At 68.8% G+C, this 20452-nt stretch carries 16 protein-coding genes; 11 read left to right on the top strand and 5 right to left on the bottom strand.

Annotated elements, in window-relative coordinates:
* Positions 1 to 94: 94 nt before the first annotated feature.
* From OG963_RS06775 to OG963_RS06745, 7 genes are all read left to right on the top strand, one after another.
* On the top strand, positions 95 to 994 hold the full coding sequence (locus OG963_RS06775; protein WP_371798648.1) for a family 16 glycosylhydrolase: 900 nt from the start codon (positions 95 to 97) through the stop codon (positions 992 to 994).
* A gap of 99 nt (positions 995 to 1093) precedes the next feature.
* Positions 1094 to 3478: a polysaccharide lyase 8 family protein gene (locus OG963_RS06770; RefSeq protein WP_176902103.1), complete on the top strand. Its 2385-nt coding sequence runs from the start codon at positions 1094 to 1096 to the stop codon at positions 3476 to 3478.
* Positions 3479 to 3579: 101 nt separating this feature from the next.
* Complete coding sequence (locus OG963_RS06765; protein WP_093770417.1) at positions 3580 to 4074, top strand: family 16 glycosylhydrolase; 495 nt, start codon at positions 3580 to 3582, stop codon at positions 4072 to 4074.
* Positions 4075 to 4125: 51 nt separating this feature from the next.
* Positions 4126 to 4863, top strand: a complete 738-nt coding sequence (locus tag OG963_RS06760; RefSeq protein ID WP_093770419.1) for a heparin lyase I family protein — start codon at positions 4126 to 4128, stop codon at positions 4861 to 4863.
* A 291-nt stretch (positions 4864 to 5154) separates the two neighbouring features.
* Positions 5155 to 8022, top strand: coding sequence for a hypothetical protein (locus OG963_RS06755; protein WP_371798647.1), 2868 nt, complete (start codon positions 5155 to 5157; stop codon positions 8020 to 8022).
* A gap of 139 nt (positions 8023 to 8161) precedes the next feature.
* Positions 8162 to 8869 (top strand): glycoside hydrolase family 2 TIM barrel-domain containing protein, encoded by a 708-nt coding sequence (locus OG963_RS06750; RefSeq protein WP_371798646.1) that lies wholly within the window; start codon positions 8162 to 8164, stop codon positions 8867 to 8869.
* A 174-nt stretch (positions 8870 to 9043) separates the two neighbouring features.
* Entirely contained in the window at positions 9044 to 10129 is a 1086-nt protein-coding gene (locus tag OG963_RS06745) for a hypothetical protein (protein WP_093770425.1), read from the top strand.
* 193 nt (positions 10130 to 10322) lie between these two features.
* Here the strand turns inward: OG963_RS06745 and OG963_RS06740 are convergent, their stop codons facing one another.
* Genes OG963_RS06740 through OG963_RS06730 form a run of 3 tightly spaced genes read right to left on the bottom strand, consistent with a single transcriptional unit; the run spans position 10323 to position 12496 of the window.
* The gene (locus tag OG963_RS06740) at positions 10323 to 10655 is read right to left on the bottom strand and encodes a nuclear transport factor 2 family protein (RefSeq protein ID WP_256223288.1); all 333 of its coding nucleotides are present in this window, start codon (positions 10653 to 10655) and stop codon (positions 10323 to 10325) included.
* 33 nt (positions 10656 to 10688) lie between these two features.
* Positions 10689 to 11348 (bottom strand): response regulator transcription factor, encoded by a 660-nt coding sequence (locus OG963_RS06735; RefSeq protein ID WP_093770427.1) that lies wholly within the window; start codon positions 11346 to 11348, stop codon positions 10689 to 10691.
* On the bottom strand, positions 11345 to 12496 hold the full coding sequence (locus OG963_RS06730; RefSeq protein WP_093770429.1) for a sensor histidine kinase: 1152 nt from the start codon (positions 12494 to 12496) through the stop codon (positions 11345 to 11347). The genes OG963_RS06735 and OG963_RS06730 overlap by 4 nt, the downstream gene beginning before the upstream one ends.
* A gap of 106 nt (positions 12497 to 12602) precedes the next feature.
* Here OG963_RS06730 and OG963_RS06725 point away from each other — a divergent pair, with 106 nt between their 5' ends.
* The 3 genes from OG963_RS06725 to OG963_RS06715 all read left to right on the top strand — a co-directional run bounded on the left by OG963_RS06725 (position 12603) and on the right by OG963_RS06715 (position 15675).
* Positions 12603 to 13283, top strand: coding sequence for a response regulator transcription factor (locus tag OG963_RS06725; protein ID WP_256223287.1), 681 nt, complete (start codon positions 12603 to 12605; stop codon positions 13281 to 13283).
* 228 nt (positions 13284 to 13511) lie between these two features.
* The gene (locus OG963_RS06720) at positions 13512 to 14744 is read left to right on the top strand and encodes an amino acid decarboxylase (protein WP_176902030.1); all 1233 of its coding nucleotides are present in this window, start codon (positions 13512 to 13514) and stop codon (positions 14742 to 14744) included.
* Between the two features lie 151 nt (positions 14745 to 14895).
* Positions 14896 to 15675 (top strand): helix-turn-helix transcriptional regulator, encoded by a 780-nt coding sequence (locus OG963_RS06715; RefSeq protein ID WP_093770435.1) that lies wholly within the window; start codon positions 14896 to 14898, stop codon positions 15673 to 15675.
* A 2-nt stretch (positions 15676 to 15677) separates the two neighbouring features.
* Here the strand turns inward: OG963_RS06715 and OG963_RS06710 are convergent, their stop codons facing one another.
* Positions 15678 to 16949 (bottom strand): alpha-L-fucosidase, encoded by a 1272-nt coding sequence (locus tag OG963_RS06710; RefSeq protein ID WP_093770437.1) that lies wholly within the window; start codon positions 16947 to 16949, stop codon positions 15678 to 15680.
* A 450-nt stretch (positions 16950 to 17399) separates the two neighbouring features.
* On the opposite strand from OG963_RS06710, the gene OG963_RS06705 reads away from it, so the two are divergent.
* Entirely contained in the window at positions 17400 to 18656 is a 1257-nt protein-coding gene (locus tag OG963_RS06705) for a choice-of-anchor A family protein (RefSeq protein WP_093770439.1), read from the top strand.
* 192 nt (positions 18657 to 18848) lie between these two features.
* On the opposite strand, the gene OG963_RS06700 is transcribed toward OG963_RS06705, so the two are convergent.
* On the bottom strand, positions 18849 to 20174 hold the full coding sequence (locus tag OG963_RS06700) for a geranylgeranyl reductase family protein (RefSeq protein ID WP_093929110.1): 1326 nt from the start codon (positions 20172 to 20174) through the stop codon (positions 18849 to 18851).
* Between the last annotated feature and the right edge of the window lie 278 nt (positions 20175 to 20452).

Below are 20452 nucleotides of genomic sequence, written 5' to 3'. Positions count from 1 at the left end.
GCCCACCAGAGTGGTCGGCCGGAATCTGGACGCCGACATATGGCAGGCCCGTTGCCTCTACGGACTCGCTTTCCCGCAACGCAAGGAGGAGACAATGCAACGACGCAAGGTCCGATCCGTCCAGCACGCAGCCCTCAGCACCCTGCGCATACGCACGTTGGCGGCCGCGGCAGGTCTTCTCGCGGCGACGCTCGCCGTCCCGGGCGCCACCCCTGCGCAGGCGGTCGGTTTCGTCGATCCCAACACCCCGGTCGGCGTCCGGCCCAACGGCGGCAGCTCCCACGCAACACTCGTCTTCAGCGATGAGTTCTACGGCACCTCGCTCGACAGCTCCAAGTGGTCTTCGGTGGATTCGAAGCGCAGGGACGGCGAGTACTTCGACAGCTGGTGGAAGCCGTCGAACGTCAAGGTCAACCCCAACCCCAACCCCAATTCCGTCAACGGCGGCAACCTGTGGATCTCGCTGTCGAAGCTCAGCGACACCGAGTACGCCACGGGTGAGATAGAGGGGCGGGGAAAGTTCGAGTTCACCTACGGCACCGTCGAGTGGCGGGCGCAGATGCCGCCCGACAACGATCTCTTCGGCGCCCTGTGGATGATGCCCCCCGGCGGTGTCAACGGCGTGGACGGCACGGCCCGCGACGGCGGCGAGTACGACGTCATCGAAAGCACCTCCGCGTCGGACAGCTACGGCAACACCATCCACTACGACGGCTACGGAGCCGACCACAAGGTCTCATCCGTGTCGGTCAACGCCCCCGGGCTGCACAGCGGTTACCACACCTACACCGTCGAATGGCGCTCGGACCGGATCATCTACCGGTACGACAGCGCCATCGTGCGGGACATCACCGACCCGAAACTCATCAGCCAGGTCCCCATGTTCCCGGTGATCTCGAGCGAATCCGCCGAGTGGGCCGCCGGCTCCATCTACGACGCCCCTCTGGACTACCGATCCAACATGTACGTCGACTACATCCGCGTCTGGCAGTAGCGCCAACTGCTTTGACACAAGTGGCGGTGTACCACGGACCGAAACGCCGTGGCGCACCACCACTGCCCGCCCCCAACCCCTTCGGAGGCCCACATGACAATGACGTCCTGGTCCCGCCGCGGTTTCCTCGGCGCCACAGTAGGTGCTGCCCTGGCGCTCACCCTCGTCCCGGCTTCTCCCGCCTTTGCCGCCGACGAGTACGACACCCTGCGCCTGAGATGGCGGGACCTGCTCCTCGGCACCGGGGTCGACGCCTCGGATCCGCTCTTCGCCTCCCGCCTGGCCACATTGGGCACGCAGGCCACCACGTACCGCTCGTCCATGGCGCCGTCAAGCACCTCACTGTGGCCCGACCAGCCGTACTCCTCGGTGGGCGGGGACCCGGTCACGGGCAGCTTCAACCGGCTCAAGACCATGGCGCTGGCCTGGTCCCTGCCCGGCACCGGGCTGACCGGCGACGCCTCGCTCGCCTCCGACGTCGTCGCCGGCCTGGAGCATGTGCACACCAATGTCTACAACGCCTCCTTCACCCTGCCCTCCAGCAACTGGTGGTGGAACGCGGAGATCGGCTCCCCACAGGCGCTGCTCGACGTCTGCGTGCTGATGTACGACAAACTGTCGGCCGCGCAGATCGCCGACTACTGTGCGGCAATCGACCACTTCCTGCCCGAGTCCGAGCTGACGTCGTACTCGGGGCACAGCACCGGTGCCAACCGGGTCGACTTCTGCCGGGTCTTCGCCCTGCGTGGCGTGGTCGGCAAGACCTCCGCGAAGATCGTCTCGGGCCGGAACGGGCTCTCCCCGGTCTTCCCGTACGTCACCTCCGGCGACGGGTTCTACACCGACGGCTCGTTCATCCAGCACACCAGGATCCCTTACACCGGCTCCTACGGCGCGGTGCTGGTCAGCGGTCTGGCCTGGATATTCGCCCTGCTCAAGAGCTCCACCTGGGACGTCACCGACGGCAACAAGCAGCTGATGCTGGACGCGGTCGAGGATTCCTTTGCTCCGTTCCTGTACAACGGCGTCTTCATGGACAACGTGATGGGCCGGGCGATCAGCCGGGGCCTGTCCGCCTCCAGCACCAACGGCTTCGCAAGCAGCGACCACTCGCGTGGCCAGGGCGCCATGGCCGCGATCCTCATGCTGGGGATGGGCGCGAGCTCCGCCGAGCAGTCCCGCTGGAAGGGCCTGGTCAAGGGCTGGCTGCAGCGCGACTACTTCCTCACCCTGGAGAACAACCTCTCCCTCGACGTAGCCTCGCTCTCCCGGTTGAGGTCGGTGCGCGATGACGCCGCGGTGGCTGCGGTGGCGGAACCGAGCGGGCACCGGCTCTTCGCGGCCATGGACCGCGCCACGCACCGCCGTCCCGCCTGGGCCGCCACACTGTCGATGTGCTCGGCGCGGACCGCGTTCTACGAGTTCGGCAACCAGGAGAACAAGCGCGGCTGGCACACCAGCTCCGGAATGCTCTACTGGTGGAAGGACAGCACGCTGGGGCAGTTCTCCGACGCGTTCTGGCCCACCGCCGACCCGTACCGGATGCCCGGTACCACCGTCTCCAAGAAGGCCCTGGCCGACGGTGCGGGTGGTGACTTCGGCGGGCCGGCGCCGACCTCCAGTTGGGCGGGCGGTGCCACCGACGGCACGTACTCGGCCATCGGCATGGACATTCGCGGACTGCAGTCCACCCTCGCCGGACGCAAGTCCTGGTTCCTGCTCGACGATTCGATCGTCTGCCTGGGCGCCGGGATCGGCTGCGCGGACGGCACCGGGGTCGAGTCCATCGTGGAGAACCGCAACCTCGGTGCATCCGGCACTCACACCTTCACCGTGGACGGCACTGCGCAACCGTCCACGCTGGGCTGGTCCGCAACGCTGACCGGCGCCAAGTGGGCCACCCTCGCCGGCATGGGCAGCTACGTCTTCCCCGGCGGCGCTACGGTCAAGGCGCTGCGTGCCGAGCGCACCGGCGCGTGGAGCGATATCAACAACGGCGGCTCCACCACCCCACTGACCCGCCGCTACCTCACCCTGTGGTTCGACCACGGCACCAACCCCAGCGGCGGAAGTTACTCCTACATCCTCATGCCCGGCGCCGACACCGCCGCCGCCTCCGCGCGGGCCGCCGACACCAACTGGCTCACAATCCTGGCCAACTCGGCCAACCAGCAGGGCATCAGGGTGCCCTCGCTCGGCTATACCGCTGTGAACTTCTACGGCGCCGGCACGATCGACAAGCTGACCTCCAGCGGCGCGGCCAGCGTCATGACTCGGGAATCGGGTACCACCGGCACGCTCTGTGTCTCCAATCCCACCAAGACTGTGACCAGCCTCGACATCACCTGGAACCGGCCGGTCTCCGCCGTGGTGTCCAAGGACCCGTCCGTGACCGTGCTGGCCAGCGGATCCTCGCTGCAACTCCGCATCGACAGCAGTGCCAAGACCGGAGCCACCCACAAGATCGCGGTCACCCTCGCCTGACCCCCACAGACACCAGCCCCGGTGGACGAAGGCGGGTGCTTTGCCGCAGACGGCGGTCCGACTGCCCGCTCCCCGCAAACCGGACCGGAGCAGTAACACCCATGTCACTCATACAAGGAGGTCTGAGTGCGCACCCGTGTGACGTTCACCGCTGCCGTCGCCGCAGGGCTGCCGGCCATCACACTGCTGTCCACGCCGCCCGCGGACGCCGCGCCCGATGCCGGCTTCGTCGACCCCAATACCCCCGCGGGTGTCCGCCCCAGCGGCGGATCTTCGCACGGCACGCTCGTCTTCAGCGACGAGTTCATGGGCACGGCTACGGCGCCGACCACAAGGCATCCTCCGCGAACATCAACGCCCCCGGGCTGCACTGCGGTTGTCACACGTACGCCGTCGAGTGGAAGCCAACGCAGATGATCTTCCGTTACGACGGAGCGGTCGTCCGCACCGTCAACGATGCGAACCTCATCAGCCAGGTGCCGATGTTCCCGGTGATCTCCCACGAGGCCGCCGAGTGGGCGGACGGCAGCATCTACGACGCCCTCCTCGACTATCGCTCCAACATGTACGTCGACTACATCCGCGTCTGGCAGTAGAGAGCATCCCCCCACGTCAGCAGTATTCCCCCCACTCCAGGAGGAGGACTCTTGCAAAGCCGCACGGTCCGATTCATCCCCCGCGCCCTGCGCGCAGTCCTGTCCCCACTCGCCGCAGGCGCCACCGCGATGATGCTCACGGCGACGCCCGCCCATGCATCGGTCATCTGGGACGGTGACGCGTCCAATGGATCCGGTGTCTTCGCCGATGTCCTCTGCGACTCCCCGAACTACCTCTACACCACCGACTGGAATGACGGTCGCGGAGACATCTTCGGCTTCGTCAACAAGGCCGGCCAGGTGCGCTGCGAAGGACACAGCGTACGAGTAGGGGGTTCGGAGTACCAGTTCACCGGCGGCAACACGTACTGGTTCGGCTGGGAGTCCGAGACCCTCACCGGCGACATGGGCACGGTCTTCCAGTGGAAGTCCAACGGCACCGGAGAGCAGCACCAGCAGAACTACCCGCTGATCATGATGGTCCTCGGGAACCAGCTCCGCGTCTGGTACGTCGCGCCGGGCGAGGAGTGGATCGGCGTCGGCAGCGGTGCCTGGACGCCCGGCGCCTGGCACAAGATCAAGCTGGGCATCAACGCGCAGTCGGCCACCACCGGTTCGTTCCAGGTGTATCTGGACGGCAGTCTGATCGTCGATCAGAAGAACGTGCGGACCTGGGACGACCTCGGCAACAAGCCCCGCTGGGGCACGTACGACTCCAATGTCACCGACACCGACCAGGTCAACTGGATCAACGGTCTGAAGATGGGCACGACCAGCAGCGACGTCTAGGGCCTCTCGTTTGGATCACTCTGGGCTCGCGGGGTCTGGCACGCGCATCTGCCGCGTTGTCGTCAGTCGCCGACGCTCCGCGTGGGCTCGTTCCTCCGCCTTGCAGCTGCACGCACCACGGTGACATCAGCCGCTCCGCGGCGGGCCGCTCCCTGATCCGGCCTGATCCGAACGAAAGACCCCAGCCCGAACCCCCAAGACGTGGGCCCGCCGTCGTGGCGGGGCCACTCCACCCTCGGCACGTGTGATCCACCCGTGCCGTGGTTTCGACTTCCCACCGGAGGAAAGCTCGTGTCCAGATCCACCTCGCCGCGCCTGACCCGGATCGCCATAGTGGGCGCGGCCCTGGCGGGCACCCTCGCTGTGGTCGTGCCCGCACCCTCGTACGCCGCCGAACTCATCACCAACGGCGATTTCGAGCAGGTCGCCGCAGACGGCAGTATCGTCGGTTGGCCGCAGAGTGAGAACCGGGCCAGTGGTCACGCCACGATCGTGGACGGGGCGGGCCCCGACGGCAGCCGGGCTCTCGCCCTCGACCTCGGTGACCCGGGCGACAAGGCGGCGGTCGGCCAGGACATCCCCATCGCCGACAACACCACGTTCCAGGCGTACCGGATCACATTCGACGAGCGTGCCGTCGGCCTGTCCGGCTACGGCGGCGACCTGTGGGCCCGTAACTTCGGCCATGACGCCATCGTCGGCCGGATAACCGGAAACACAGGGTGGCGCAAGGCCAACGCCGTCGTCCTCGCCCGGCCCGGCGCCAAGGCTGTCAACCTGCTCCTCGCCCTCGAGCAGACCACCGGCCGCATGCTCATCGACAACGTCAAGGTCGAGCACATCGAGGGCAACGCCGTGGGAGCCAATGTCCAGCCCACCGGCGCCGTCCAGCTCACCTGGCACTTCGCCGCAATCGAGGACACCCCGGCCTCGTACCAGGTGCACCGCTCGACCCGCGCGGACTTCACGCCGGGTGCGAAGACCCTGATCCGGGAGGTCCCCGACGCGTGGACCGCAGAAGACGGTTCGGCCCGCCCCGGCGTGCGCTACACCTACAAGGTCGTCGCCCTTGCTGCGGACGGCACGAAGCTGGCCACCACCGACCCCGAGACCGTCACCACGCCCTCGGCCTACCTGGACGAGCAGCAGACGAATGTGCTGACGGCGACCGAGGACGGCGAGGGCGCCCGCCTCGCTTGGCGGCTCAAGGCCGGCACCAAGGGCCCGGTGACGCTGTACGCAGGCGGCCCCGAGGTCGCCGACGGCAAGCTGCACAAGGCCCGCAGAGTCTGCACGCACGGCGGCCACGACACCACCGGCGGGGTCACGCTGCGGGACGGGGAGCGCCGCGGCGCCACCGGCTTCGCAGTCGTCGGACAGGGTGGCAAGGTCCTCGCCACCGCCAGCCTGGCGAGCCTGCAGCACCCGCGGATGGGCGTCACCGACGACAAACTCGCAGCGATCCGCGCCGCGATCCAGCAGGACGGTACCCCCAAGTCGACGTACGACAGCATCGCCAACCGGGTCGCCAAGGGCCTGCCGGGCTACAACTACGGGCAGGGCGCGTCTCAGGCGTCCTGGGCCATGGACGCCGCACTCCTCTACCAGGTCAGTCAGGACCCGGCCTACGCGCAGACCGCCTATGACGCGCTCATCGAGTCCGGCCGGACCATGCCGTTCATCAACGGCACCGCATACGCCGGGGCCGCGGCCCTGGAGACCGCCAATGCCGCAGGGCCCCTGGCCACCGCCTATGACTGGGCCTATCCGGGCTGGACACCCGAGCAGCGCGCCGAGGCGCAGAAGGTACTGCAGCGCGTCGCCGCCTACCTGGAGGTCTCGTACCACCCGAACTTCGACCTGCCGACCAAGCAGAGCAACTGGACCGCGGTAGTGCGCGGCGCCGAGCTGTCGCTGCGGCTCGCGGTGCGCGGCGACGGCCCGTTCGACCTCCAGGAGTACCGGATCCCGCAGCTGGTCGACGCCCTCGGCCGGCACCTGGACACCGCGTACTCCGACGCCGGCTGGGATCAGGAGGGAACCGACTACTTCAGCTACGGACTCGGCGTCGGAGCACCCGCTGTCGTCGGCTCCGTCGACGCCGGGCTCGGGGCGCTCAAGGCGAAGTGGCAGCGGCCCGCCTTCGCAAACCTGGTGCTGCACAGTGCCTCCGCGCAGCCCGACAACGCTCGGCTGCAGTGGGGCGTCGGCACCGCCAATGGCGGGGTGCCCATTCCTGGCCTGATCTTCACCCAGGTGCCCGCCGACCAGCGGGCGGCATGGCTGTGGCAGTACGAGAGGACCGTCGGCGGCGGTGGTGGTGTCTACGGCCTGCTCAACTACCCGTACGGTGTCACTCCGCAGGACCCTGACGAGGGACCGGCGGCGGTGCGCGCGGCGCTCCTCGACGACCACGGCGGCTCGTACCTCTTCCGCAGCCGCTACCAGGACAAGGACGATGTGCTGGTCGGTGCCCAGAACCGCAACGACAACCACATCGGCTGGGGCGGATTCGACACTTTCGCCCTGTCGCTGGTCGGCCAGGACGTGACCTGGGCCCGGCAGCCCGCCAAGGACTACGCCAAGCGGGAGCTGTTCTCCAAGCCGCTTGTCGACGGCTTCCCCGAGAAGCGCAGCACGGACAGCATCGCGGGCAAGGGCGAGACCTTGGAGTCCCGTGCCTACGCCGGTCAGGGCGGCGGTTACGTCTCCCTCGACGGCCACCTCAACTACGAACTGGCCAAGGCCCACCGCGACCTGGCGGTCGATCTGCGCTCGGTCGGCGGGGCGGATTCCGTCATTGCCGTCCACGACGAGTTCGCGGATTCCGACTCACACCGCTACGACTGGCAGTTGGCTCCCGAGTCCGGCACGACGATCACCTTCGGTGAGACCGAGTCGGGTGCGAAGACCTTCCTCTTCAAGAAGGGGGAGGGGTATCTCAAGGGCTGGGTCCTGGCTCCCGAGGGCGCCGAACTCTCCTTGGACAAGGGTGCGTTCAGGGTCACCCGCAACGGCGTGGACGCCGACTTCAAGATTGTCCTGGCCGTCGGCAAGGGCACCCCGCCCACGGCCACCACATCTGGCGATGCGCTGACACTCGGTGACACCACCTACGACCTCGCCGATCTCAAGGGTCACAGCCCGGCCGGGGGCTGATGGGGACTCCGCGGGAGCCGCTGATACCTGACCATCGGCGGCTCCCGCGGAACTAGGTTTTCCGTAAAGGATGTTGAGTGCGGAATGATCGGATCACTTGGCACAGGAACCACTGTATTTCCATGAATCCAGGGGAGTAGTGTGTCTATTCCTGAATTTCATCCGATCGATCAAGATCTGGTGTGCCTCGTCGGCGTACATTCCTCATCGGCAGCGCGGCCCTCGCGGCCGGGGTTCTGGGTGCGGCGACGACCGCCTCGGCGGCGACCGGGTCCGCCGGACAGTACGGCTCTTCAAAGCCGCGAACATCAATCCGATCCGCACCTCGCACTACCCGCCCACCGAGGCCCTGCTCGACGCAGCCGACCGGTACGGCATGTACATGGAGGAGGAGACCGCGGTCTGCTGGGTCAACCAGCAGGGCCCCGACGACTCCCTCGACGACCCGGCAGCCAAGGCCGACTGGCTCGGTCAGCTCGCCGAGATGGTGGAGCGGGACCGCAACCACCCCAGCGTGCTTCTCGACACCACGGTCGACCAGTACGCCCCCGTGAAGCAGTACCAGCAGATCATCTACCGCAAGACGGGACTCGCGGCCGGGCGCCACACGATCCGTCTGATCATCACCGGCGAGAGAAACCCCTCGTCCTCCAACATCCTCCCACTCGTCGACGCCTTCCACGTGCTCCCCGAACCGGCCGCCTCGCGCTCGGTCTGCATCGACACGCACTGGAACTACCCGGACTACGGCTACGGCGGCGGCGACTACTACCGGCCGGCCGTGCGCGTCGACGACGACGCCACCGGCACGGTCTCGCTGCGCCTCGGACGGTTCGAGGCGCACTGACACACAGGGGCTCGTTTCCCTCCACGTTCCACCGGCCCGCCGTCGGCGGCGGGCCGGTGTTCCCCCCTCGACCAAGGAGGACAGTTGCAGAGTCGCAGAGTCCGATCCCGGCTTCGCGTACCACGCATTGCGAAGCTCATCCGCACAGTCGCGGTCCTTGCCGCAACACTGCTCGTGGGCGCGCTTCCCGCTCTCAGCACCCCCGCGTCGGCCGCCGCGAGCTACACCGTCTTCGTCAACGAACGCGGCACCAACCGCCCGACCCTCGAGCAGTACGGCTCGACCCGCTCCACGGTCGTGTACGACGTATTCGCCTTCACCTGCGACACCAACGGCTGCTATTCCAACGGCGGCGCGCTGCCGACCCAGGCCACGTACGAAGCCAAGGTCAAGGAGTACATGGGCGCGAGCCAGTTCGGCGGCGCGGCCACTGCTCCGGTCGTGCTCGACTTCGAGTCGATCGAGCTGACCCAGGTGGCGACGGGCCAGACGGCCACCAACGCGTACAACCTGTGGCGACAACTGCTGACCTGGACCCACAATGCCGCCCCACAAGCGCCTGTCTGTCACTACGGCTACGACTGGCAGACCCGCAATCAGGACCTGATCAAGCAGCTGCACACGGACAACCTGCTCAACTGCTTCGCACCGCGCGCATACTTCAACGACGGTCAGACACTGGCCAGTTGGGACAGCACGCTCGACAGCGCCATCGCCCGTGACCGGGCCATGGCGCCGAGCCACCCGATCTACCCGTACGTCAGCCCGACGGCGTTCCCCTCCGAGACCTATGTGGCCGGCAATACCTGGGCGCACATGTTCGCGCAGGTGAAGGCCAAGACGGAGGGCGTTGTCATCTGGGAGCCCGGCGCCGACAACGCCAATGCCTGCCCATGGATTTCGCAGCATTCGTACGAGATGGGAGTCATCACCGGCACCAGCAGCAGCGGTCCGCTGAAGGCCACGGCCTCTCTGCCGAGCGGCAACTGCACCGTGACCCGCGGGACCACCACCACCGTCCCGGTCACCATCACCAATACCTCCACGTCCACCACCGCCGCCACCCAGATGCAGAGCTTCGCCGACGCCCCGGGCTTCTCCGGCAGCTGGCAGTACTGGAACGTGCCCTCGCTCGCACCGGGTGCGAGCTGGTCGACGTCACTGCCCATGGCGATCGCGTCGACCCAGACGGCCGGAACGGCGCTGCTGCACATCCGCACCGGCGTCAGCGACACCCGCTGGGCGGTGATCGTCCAGTGACCGTAGCCCGAAGCATCTGGTTCGACGGGTAGATGTACGACCCGGGTGCGATGGGTTCCACCGCCATGGGTTCCGCTCGGACATGCGGAGCCCGTGGCGTGTGGAGCGGTCGGGGACAAGGGAGCCCCGAGTCCCCGGACAGTGAATGGACCGAGCGGCCTGCGCGGCCGGTCCGGTCCACCAGCCAGCGCGGTCAGGCCTGACCGGTGTCGAACCGGCTGACCTTGCCGTCCTCGACCGTGAAGGCCCACGTGGTGCGCATGGTGCCCCAGGTGTCGTTTCGGTACCGGGCGACCAGGGACAGGCCGTCGTCCGCCTGGGACTCGATGTCCATATGGCCGTTGGAGGAGAAGATCTCCCGCTCGGTCCACTCGTCCAGGTCCCGCTCGGACCCGTCGTCGGACATCGTCGCGGCGGGGGCGAGAGCTGCCCGGAAAGCGTCCCGGTCGTGCGCGTTGACCGCCTCCACGAGCGCGCGGACGGCGGGTTCGGCCAGTTGCGAGGTGGGGATCATGAGGTTCCTCATCCCTGTGTTTCCTGTTGTGGATGGGCATCGCGGTCACGCCTGGTCGTCGAGCCCCGCGCGGTAGGCGATCCGCGCGGCCTTCACGCGGCTGTCCGCACCCAGCTTCGCGAGGATGCTGCTGACGTGGCCCTTGACCGTGCCCTCGGTCATGCCGAGCGCGGAGGCGATGTCGGTATTGGTCAGGCCGCGTGCGAGCAGCCGGAGCACCTCGTGCTCACGTGGGCTGAGCGCGGCGATTCTGCTCTCCTCTTCGGGGTCGGTCCGCGAGGCGCGGTCGGCCAGGCCGTCCACCAGGCGACGGGCCACCGGTGGGGCGAGCGCGGCGTGACCGCCGTGCACGTCGCGGATGGCACGCAGCAGTTCGTCGGGTGGTGTGTCCTTGAGCAGGAAGCCGGCCGCTCCGGCCCGGAGTGCGACCCGTACCGACTCGTCCTCGTGGAATGTTGTGAGCATGAGGATCCGCGGTGGGTGCGGGAGGTTCAGAAGGCGTCCGATGGACTCGATTCCGTCGAGCCTCGGCATGCGGACGTCGAGAAGGACCACGTCCGGCTGGAGATCCCCGGCCCGGGCCACCGCCTCCTCGCCGTCGACGGCTTCGCCGCACACTTCGATGTCGGGACTGGAGTCCATGATCCAGGTCAGCCCGCGGCGCGTGATCTCGTTGTCATCGGCGAGCAGGACACGGATGGTCATGACACTCCTTGTCGATGGGGAATGAAGGCTGACACGAGGAATCCGTCGCCGTGCGGTCCCGCTGTGAGTGTCCCGTCAAGGAGCTCGACGCGCTCGGCCAGGCCGACGAGCCCGTGCCCGCCGCTCGGCAGGTCCGCAGACGGGCGACCGGATCCCGCGCCGTTGCCGACGCTGACATGTACCCCGTCGCTCCGGCAGTCCACGTAGATGCGTACTTGAGCTCCCGGAGCGTGCTTTGCGGCATTGGTCAGGGACTCCTGGACGATCCGGTGCACGGCGCGCTGCACCGGCGCCGACAGGGTCTCGGGGTGGCCGTTGACCTGAAGCTGAACCGATTGGCCGCGTTCGGTGGCATGGGCCACGATCCCGGGCAGCTGGGCGACGTCCGGCTGCGGTGTGGTGGGGGCCCAGTGGACCGGACCCACGGACAGCACACCGAGAATCTCGCGCAGCTCCTCCAGTGCCTGGCGGCCGTCGGACCTGATGAGCTCGGCGGTACGGACCACATCCGGATGCCCGGCCGCGGGGCCCACCTGCAGCGCGCCCGCTGCCAGCACCATGTTGCTGACCCGATGGCCCACCACGTCATGCATCTCGCGGGCGATGGCCGCGCGCTCCTCCGCCCTCGCCCGCTCGTCGAGGACGAGATGCTCGCGCTCCAGGTCGGCCACGCGCGCCTGTGTGGCGGCCGTCAGATCACGCCGTACCGCGACCACGTACCCGACAGCCAGCGGGCCCAGGATCAGTGCCAGTGAGTACGCGGCCTCGCGCACCCCGGCGTCCGGCAGCCCGCCGCGCAGTCCGGCGATGCCCGCGATGAAGCCTGCCACGGTGTACGCGGCGAGGATCCGCGGTCGGCGATGCACTGTGCCGATTGTGTACATGGCAACCGCCAGTGCGGCCGGCGTGAACGTCATGACATACGCGACGATCACCACGGCGGCCACCAGGTCGGGGCGGCTCCTGCGCCACCACAGCGTGGCGCCCACGGCGCCCGATGCAGCCGCGATCACGGGCGTCGGCAGCCCTGTGAGCAGCCCACTGGACGGCTTGACCCAGGAATCGACGACGCCCAGGGCAATGACCGCGACGGTGACCAGCGCATCCACGCGACGCGGCGACCAATGGGACCTTTCCTGCGCGCGCATGCCGTCACCGTAGATCGGCGGTGGACCGTCCGGCTCGGCGACGAGCTGGCCCGTTCACCCGTTCGGGCCGTCCACAGGCCCGGGGCGCCGCGTCGGGCGACGATGGATGCGTGAGGCATACGACATGATCACGGTTCTGCTCGCGGACGACGACCCGGCGGCGCGGCAAGGGCTCCGCACAATCATCGACTCGAGCCCGGACGCCAGGGTGGTGGCCGAGGCATGGGACGGCCGGTCGGCGGTCGACCAGGCGCGGCGGCTGCTGCCGGATGTCGTGGTCATGGATGTACGGATGCCGGGGACCGACGGCATCGCCGCCACTCGGCAGCTGCGGGAGCTGCCCACACCGCCCGCCGTGCTGATTCTCACGACGTTCGGCCTCGAGGAGTACGTGGAACAGGCCCTGAAGGCGGGCGCGTCCGGTTTCCTGATCAAGGACACGCCGCCTGCCGAGCTGTTGAGCGCCCTACGCGGCCTCGCCGAGGGACACGCCGTCTTCGCCCCCGAGGTCACCGGTCAGGTCATCGACCTGACCACCGGCGAAGTCCAGGCACCCGCCGACTCCCGGTACACCGAGCTCGTCGCTGCCCTGACCGAACGCCAGGTCGAGGTGCTCCGCCTGCTCGCCCTCGGCCTGTCCAACGCGAACATCGCCACCGAACTCGGCATGACCGAGGGCACGGTGAAGGGGCATGTGACGCAGCTGCTCGCGCGGCTCGGGGTCACGAACCGGGTGGCGGCCGCCCGCATCGCCTACCGGGCAGGATTCTCCGCAGAGGACGTCTGACCCCGACCCACCCCCGTCGAAGGTGAGGGGTGAACCCGACGAAAGGCGGGCCCGGGACCGGCGTGCGCCGGGCGACGATGGATGCGTTGCCCGTACGCGAGGCGTCCGTCGACCCTGCACACGGCTGCCGGACGGCTACGGCTCCGCCCGGACCGGGGGAGATCAACCTCCCCGCGCGGCGTCGCCCCTCTCGCCCGGTGACCCACACTGATGGAGACCTCGATATTGATGCAACACCCTTCTGCCCAGGTGGCGCGCAGGACCTGGTTCCTGGCCGTCGGTGCCCCGCTCGGTCACCTCATGGCCGCGCTCGCGGCTCCCGCACTCGGGCGCACCTTGGTGGTGCAGCGTGACGCCCCTGCCGCGGTGACCGAAGGCCTCGTACTGTCCGGGCTCGACGCAGTATTTCTGCGGCCGACTGTCGACCCGGAGCATGGCGTCGCGCATGTGGTGCGGGCCGTCGACCTGGCGCAGATGCTGGCAGCGCATGACCAGGTGGCCGCCGTGCACGTCGTGTCACCCAGCCGGTGCGGGGCGGTGGCGGACATCCCTGCACTCGCCGAGACGGCGCACTCGGCCGGCGTTCCACTGATGGTCGACGAGACGTGGCGGGAGCCTCTGTGCGGAGTCCACCCCGACCTTCCGCCCGGTGCGCTCGCGCAGGGGGCGGACCTGATCGTCGCCGGTCACGCCCCGCTCGGGGAGGACGCCTCGGGACCGGTCCTGCTGCGCCTGGGGCACGGTCCGCAGGCGGAGCGGCTGGAGTCCTCGGTGGACAAGGCGTTCGACTTCGTGCGGTCCATGGCAGGCAGCGGGGATCCGGAGCGGGTCCGTACCGTGCTGCCGCCGCCGCGCGACCGGGTACAGGCTGCCATAGCTTCGGCGGAACGGATCCGGTACGCGATACGTGGACAGGGGCGGTTCGCGCTCGTCGGCGAGGGTTTCGGACGCTTCCCGGAGATCGCTGCCGCCGATCCGCTCCGTATCGCGGTCGACACCGGGGTCGGCGGCATCTGTGCGTACGACGCCCGCAACAGGCTGGCCGACGGTCACCGCATCCGGGTCGAGGCCGTCACCGGATCGGTGATCGTTGCGTCGGTCGCCGCGGGATCCGTGTCCTGCACGGAGCGGTTCATCGATGCCGTTCACGCACTGCCGTCGCCACGGCCTGCGGCTCATGCGGCGCTCCAGGTGTCCCCGCCCATGCCCGGACCCTCACAACTGACCGTCCGCGAAGCCTACTTCGCAAAGAGCAGGACGGTTACCGCAGCCGAGGCCGTGGGACGGCTGTCGGCCTCCGCAGTGACGGCTTGTCCGCCGGGCGTGCCGATCGTGCTGCCCGGCGAGGTGATCACCGCGCAGACGGTGGCCTTCCTCGCGCTGGTGGTGGCATCGCCGTCGGGCCGGGTGCTGGGGGCGGCAGCCGCCGATGCCACCATGCTGCGCGTGGTGGCCGAGTAGTTTCCGGACGCTCTGCCCGCCGCCCGGTTTCCGGTGGCCTCGCGCGTGGGCCGGACGACCGCGGGGCGGGACGCCGCCCGCTGTTTGCGACGCCTAGCCCGGCACAGTGCCGCTCCCTCGCTGGTAGGTTTTCATCGTGCGCCCCGATGCGATGACCGGCTCCCTCGTACAGGTGTGCCTGGACGAACCGCCCCGTGTGGCGAGCGTTGGCGTCGGCGTGCACGGGACCGGGAGCCTTCGGGACGTATTCAGGCTTCCGGATCTGTGGCAACTGCATCTGTACCGGTACGCGGGTGAGCTCACCGTCGACGGTGTGGTGCACGCGATCCGTCCCGGGCACGTGAGCCTGGCGCCGCCGGGTGCGTTGGTGCAGTACCGCTACCGCGGGCGGTCCGAGCACCTCTATGCGCACCTGGAACTTCCGCAGTCCGGGGAGCAGTTGACCGTCCCCCTCATGCAGAACGCCGGTGCGGAGGCGCCGATGCTGTCCGGTCTGCTGCAACAGGCTGTCGCGGTGGCTCCGCGCAGCCAGGCCCGGGCCTCCGCCGAGGTGTGGGCCGCCCTGTGGCGGGTCGCCGAGCTCGCGGCGCCCCGCGGAGAGGGCGCCGAGCGGGCGCACAGCCCGGTCGCGGCGGCCGTCGCCCATGTCGAGGCCCACCTGGCAGGTCCGTTGTCCGTGCCCGAAGTGGCGGAGGCCGCCGGGGTTTCGCACAACCACCTCATCCGGTTGTTCCGGGCGGAGACCGGTGGCACCGTCGTCGCGTACATCCGGCGGCGCAGGATGGAGCAGGCCCGGCATCTGCTCCGCGAGTCGACGCTGTCCATCCCCGCCGTGGCGGCCTCGGTGGGCATCGGCGATCTGCAGGCCTTCAACAAGGCGTGCCGGCGCGAACTGGGCGCGTCGCCGCGCGCGATCCGCGCCGGCGGCTGACATCAGTCGCGGCCGGTGCCCTGGTACAGGTCGAGCTCGCCGTCGAGCTCCACGGCCAGCACGGTGGCGTACTCGTCCACATCTGCGCCCGTGGGGGCGTCGATCCATTGAACTCCGGGTACCTCGCCCAGGCCGCCGATGACCCGGTGGCCGAGCTCGGCGCCAGAACCGACCACGCTCACGCGCTTGACCGGGGTCCGCAGACCACGGATGGCGATGGTCTCGCGCGGTGCGTCGAAGCAGATCAGGTAGAGGGTGCGGCGGTCCGCGGACAGGGTGCTCGGACCGTAGTGATGCCCTGCTGGGAGCCCGGCCACCGTGCCGTACACGGCGCCGCAGTGCTTGGCGATCCAGCCGCCGAGTCCTTCGAGGCGCTCGACCTGCTCGGCCGGAATCGTGCCGTCCTCCTTCGGGCCGACATCAAGGAGCAGATTGCCGCCCATTCCGATGGTCTCGGCAAAATAGCGGACCAGCTGGCGCACCGACTTGTGGTTGTTGTCCTGGTGCTGGTAACCCCAGGAGTCGTTGACGGTCAGACACAGTTCCCACGGCCCGTCCGGGGTCTGGAGCGGCACGCCCTGCTCGGGCGTGGCATAGTCCCCGTAACTGAGCATCCGCGCATTGAGAACGGTGTCCGGGTTGCCCGCGAGGATCTCCTCGGAGAGCTCCCGCATCTTCCACTGTTCCTCGCTGCGCTCCCACTCGCCGTCGAACCACAGCAGGTCGGGGCGGAAGTGCTCGACGAGCTCGGCGACCTGGGCATTGCGGTAGGCCAGGAAGCGTGCCCAGGCCTCGGGGTCCTCCGTGCCGGGCGCGGCCGAGGCGTAACGGTTGCCGGCCACCTCCTCGTTCGGTGGGTCGGTGTGGACCGTGCTCGCGTAGTCGGGGTGGTTCCAGTCCGAGTGCGAGTAGTACAGGCCGACCTTTAGGCCCTGCTCGCGCAGCGCGTCGGCGTACCCGGCAAGGAGGTCGCGGCCGGCGGGCGTGTGCCGCACGACATTCAGGTCGCCCTGCTCGGTGTCCCAGAGGGCGACGCCGTCGTGGTGGCGTGCGGTCAGCACCGCGTACTTGGCGCCCACGCGCGCGAACAGCTCCGCCCACGCCTTCGGGTCGTACTTCGAGGCGGTGAAGCGGTCGAGCTGCTTCATGTACTGCTCGTGCGGGACCTTGCCGGTGTAGAACGACCAGGACTCGGGGACGCCGTCGACGGCGTAGATCCCGTAGTGGATGAAGATGCCCAACTTGGCATCGGAGAACCAGGGCTGCATTGGCATGCGATCACGCTAGGCAGGGGTGCCCCGTCCGCGCGTGGGGCGCAGTCACCATTACTGGTCTGTTTTCACCCTGTGAGTGGCTTGCAGGAGCACGCCCAGGGCTGCAGACTCCTGCCGGATCGACTGGCTGGCCGGGTTCCGTGCCGAACGGCGTCCAGCCTTCTGCGCGGTAGCGGTGACAACGCTGCCGCCGTGTGGTGATGTCGGCCAGGACCTCTGACTGATTGCATCAGGCGTCGTGTATGGCCGTCACGCCGCCGAAGGGGCGGTGGCGCCGAGCGGTCCGATCGACGACTGAGTGCAGGGTCTCAACCCCAGGGCGTGGACAGAGAATTAATACGACGTCAGCTGCCAAACCGGCCATTGGTCTTGACCATTGACCCTGTTGGTCGAAACGATGACGGCCGATCCCACCCCCCATGTGACACTTCTGCGGGAGAACCCGAACCCATGCGCATATCCACGTCCGCCGCTGTCCTCACGCTCGGCGGATCCCTCGTTCTGGGCCTGGCCATGCCCCCGGTCGCCCAGGCAGCGCCCCGTGACACGGCCGGCACCTGCTCCACCGGTGCCTTCGGAATCGCCGCCCAATACGGCGAGTTCGTCCTGGGAGACGACACCCACACCCCCGACGCCGAAGGCGCTGTCGCGGTCGGCGGCAACGCCGACTTCACCGGCGGCTTCAGCATCGGCCACGAACTGACCGATGCCGAGCTGGCGGCTCTGCCCGGCCGCGCAGCGCTCGTGGTGCGCGGCACCACCGAGACAGGTTCCTCCTTCACCGTGGTGGAGCAGGGGAACGCCGTCGTGGGCGGCGACATCAACGGCGGGCACACCATCGAGTTGAAGAGTGGCTCGCTGAGCAAGAATGCCCATTTCATCGACTTCGAAAGCGAGTTCGCGAAGCTTCGCGCACTGTCCACGGGTCTGGCGGCCGAGCCGATGACCGCGGGCGCGAATGTCACCCCGAAGATCGACGGAGGCAACACTGCCCTGACACTCACCGGCAGCCACAGCGACCGCAACGTCTTCACTGTCCCGGCCGCCGAACTGATGAAGGCCAAGGAGGTGTACATCCGGGTGCCGAGCGGCGCGACCACCGTCGTCAACGTCACCGGAGACACCTACGACATGGCGAAGGCAGGCACCACCGGCTTCTTCCTTGCCGCCGGTGACGGAAAGTTCATCCTGGACGACAAGTCGCAGAGTGCGGGCGACGGCGCCGTGCGCGCCAAGCTGCTGTGGAACTTCCCGGATGCAAAGACGATCACCAAGCACAGCAACGCAGCCTGGCCCGGGACCGTGTTGGCCCCGCAGGCGCACTTCGAGCTCGGTTCCGGTGCACCGATCAACGGCTCGCTGCTCGTCGCGTCGTTGCACGGCACGGGCGGTGCGGAGGCACACCACTACCCGTTCAACGGCTGCCTGCCGCCCGCCACCCCGGCGTCGGCGCCGAGCGGGACACCGTCCGAGCCTTCGCCGGCCCCGGGCACAATGACACCTTCGGACTCCCCGTCGCCGACCGACTCGCAGCCGCCCGGCGCCACCCCGTCCGCGTCCGTCAGCCCGCCCCCGGCCGACGGTGGGCTGGCCGTGACCGGCGCGAACGGCACGATCCCGATGACGATCGGTGCGGGCATCGTGGTACTGGCGGGCGCGGGCATCGTCCTCGTGACCCGGCGTCGCAAGGCCGGCGCACGCACCTGACCGCCGCAGCCGGCCCGGCCGGGTGGGCGCCCGCGCCTGACGCGGCGGTCCACCGCGGGGTAGGGCGCTCGGAGATCCGCTCCGGGCGCCTCACCCACCCTCTCGCTCGATCCAGGCCTGCCCAGTTCGCGGCCTGAGCCTTCACGAACTGGCCCGAATGCCCATCGGCAGGGGCCACCCGCGACGGGTCGGTCAGCGTCTGCGCACATTCGGTGCCGGGACCAGACGGACGACAGTGTTGAGTACATGGTCGATCACGTCGTGCGAAGGCTTGTCGGTGAGGTTGGTGAGCATCCGGGCCAGGGTGTTGAGCAGAAATGGCGATCCCATGACGTACCGGTTGAGGATCGGTTGGAAGCCCGAACGGCTGAAGACGATGTCGGCGGCCGCGTTGCCGAGACGGTAGTAGCGTCCCCAGCGGCGGTTCATCTCGACAGGGTAGCCGTGCAGCACCCGCTCCCGTCCGGGGCCCGGGGGAAGGGCGAGGGCGAGCGCGGCGCTCTCGGCTGCCACTTCGCCGGCTTCCATGGCCTGGCCGATGCCCTCCCCGTTCCAGGGGCTGATCATGCCTCCGGAGTCGCCGACCAGGAGGAGTCCTTGGGTGTAGAGGGGATGACGGTTGAAACCCAGGGGCAGCGCCGCACTCCGGACAGGACCCTCGGCGTTCTCCTCACGCAGTCCCCAGGTGTGAGGGGTGCGGGCCAGCCACTGGTCCAAAGTGTTCCGCAGGTCCGCGGTGCCGTGCCGCCGGTGAGGCAGCGCACCGAGGCCGACGTTGACGCGTCCGTCTCCCATGGGAAAGATCCAGCCGTACCCCGGCAGGTAGTGATTGCTCCCCGGGAAGCGGAGATCGGCCCACAACTCCAGGTACTCCTCATGCGACCGTTCCGGGCTGCGGTAGTAGCGGCGAGCGGCTGTCGCGATCTGCTTGCTCTTGTCCCGCTGGAGTCCCATGGCGAGGGCGAGGCGGGCGGAGGCGCCGTCGGCGGCGATGACGATCGGTGCTCGGAAGACCACCGGCTCCTTCGCTCCGGCCGTGGCGGTGACGCCGGTGATGCGGCCGGCGCGGTCGGTCACGGGCCGGGTCACCTTCACGCCGCTGCGCAACCGTGCTCCGGCTCCCACGGCGTGGCGGGCGAGGATGTCGTCGAAGTCATGCCGACTGCGCGAGAGGCCGAAGTCCGGGTAGCGCCCCAGAGCGGGCCAGTCGATGTGCACCTGATGCTCACCGGCCACCCATCGCATTCCGCGTGAACGCGTCCACCCCGGAGCCTTGATGTCGATGCCCATCCGGATGAGCTGATACACCGCCCGTGGGGTCAGGCCGTCCCCGCACACCTTTTCCCGGGGAAAGTGGGCCTTCTCCAGGAGCAGGACATCGATGCCCGCCTTGGCGAGGTGGAAGGCTGCGGACGAGCCCGCAGGGCCCGCGCCCACCACGATCACATCGGCTTCTTCGACCGGGCCGTGGCCGGAGCGATCGTCCGGCGGGGACTGGTCTGGCGTCGTTTCCCGCATAGGGGACCCCTTTCCTGGGACAGCCGGTGCCGCACCGAGGACGGCGGCCCGGTAGGTCATCATCGATCAGGACGAGCCGGTGCGGAACCTGGCCGGATATCCGGCCGCGCTCCGGTAGCCTCCGGTTCACCTCGGCCGATCTCCTCGGCACACCCGCGGCCCGAACAGCGCGCCCCGGGTGGTTGTGTCGCGCGAACGGTCCACCGGGGTCGCGAACGGCTTGGACCGCGTGCTCCCTGGTAGCGAGCCACGTGCGATGCAGTCGTCCCAGGAGTGGA

The sequence above is a fragment of the Streptomyces sp. NBC_01707 genome (genome assembly GCF_041438805.1).
Lineage (GTDB): Bacteria > Actinomycetota > Actinomycetes > Streptomycetales > Streptomycetaceae > Streptomyces.
Note: the sequence above shows the minus strand (reverse complement) of the source record. Positions and strands in the feature narration are given on the sequence as shown.

Coding starts and splice junctions, on each gene's coding strand:
- OG963_RS06770 (WP_176902103.1), top strand. CDS start 1,094: ATGACGTCCTGGTCCCGCCGCGGTTTCCTCGGCGCCACAGTAGGTGCT.
- OG963_RS06740 (WP_256223288.1), bottom strand. CDS start 10,655: ATGAGGAACCTCATGATCCCCACCTCGCAACTGGCCGAACCCGCCGTC.
- OG963_RS06710 (WP_093770437.1), bottom strand. CDS start 16,949: ATGCCAATGCAGCCCTGGTTCTCCGATGCCAAGTTGGGCATCTTCATC.
- OG963_RS06765 (WP_093770417.1), top strand. CDS start 3,580: ATGTCACTCATACAAGGAGGTCTGAGTGCGCACCCGTGTGACGTTCAC.
- OG963_RS06725 (WP_256223287.1), top strand. CDS start 12,603: ATGCGTGAGGCATACGACATGATCACGGTTCTGCTCGCGGACGACGAC.
- OG963_RS06775 (WP_371798648.1), top strand. CDS start 95: ATGCAACGACGCAAGGTCCGATCCGTCCAGCACGCAGCCCTCAGCACC.
- OG963_RS06720 (WP_176902030.1), top strand. CDS start 13,512: ATGCAACACCCTTCTGCCCAGGTGGCGCGCAGGACCTGGTTCCTGGCC.
- OG963_RS06715 (WP_093770435.1), top strand. CDS start 14,896: ATGACCGGCTCCCTCGTACAGGTGTGCCTGGACGAACCGCCCCGTGTG.
- OG963_RS06705 (WP_093770439.1), top strand. CDS start 17,400: ATGCGCATATCCACGTCCGCCGCTGTCCTCACGCTCGGCGGATCCCTC.
- OG963_RS06700 (WP_093929110.1), bottom strand. CDS start 20,174: ATGCGGGAAACGACGCCAGACCAGTCCCCGCCGGACGATCGCTCCGGC.
- OG963_RS06735 (WP_093770427.1), bottom strand. CDS start 11,348: ATGACCATCCGTGTCCTGCTCGCCGATGACAACGAGATCACGCGCCGC.
- OG963_RS06730 (WP_093770429.1), bottom strand. CDS start 12,496: ATGCGCGCGCAGGAAAGGTCCCATTGGTCGCCGCGTCGCGTGGATGCG.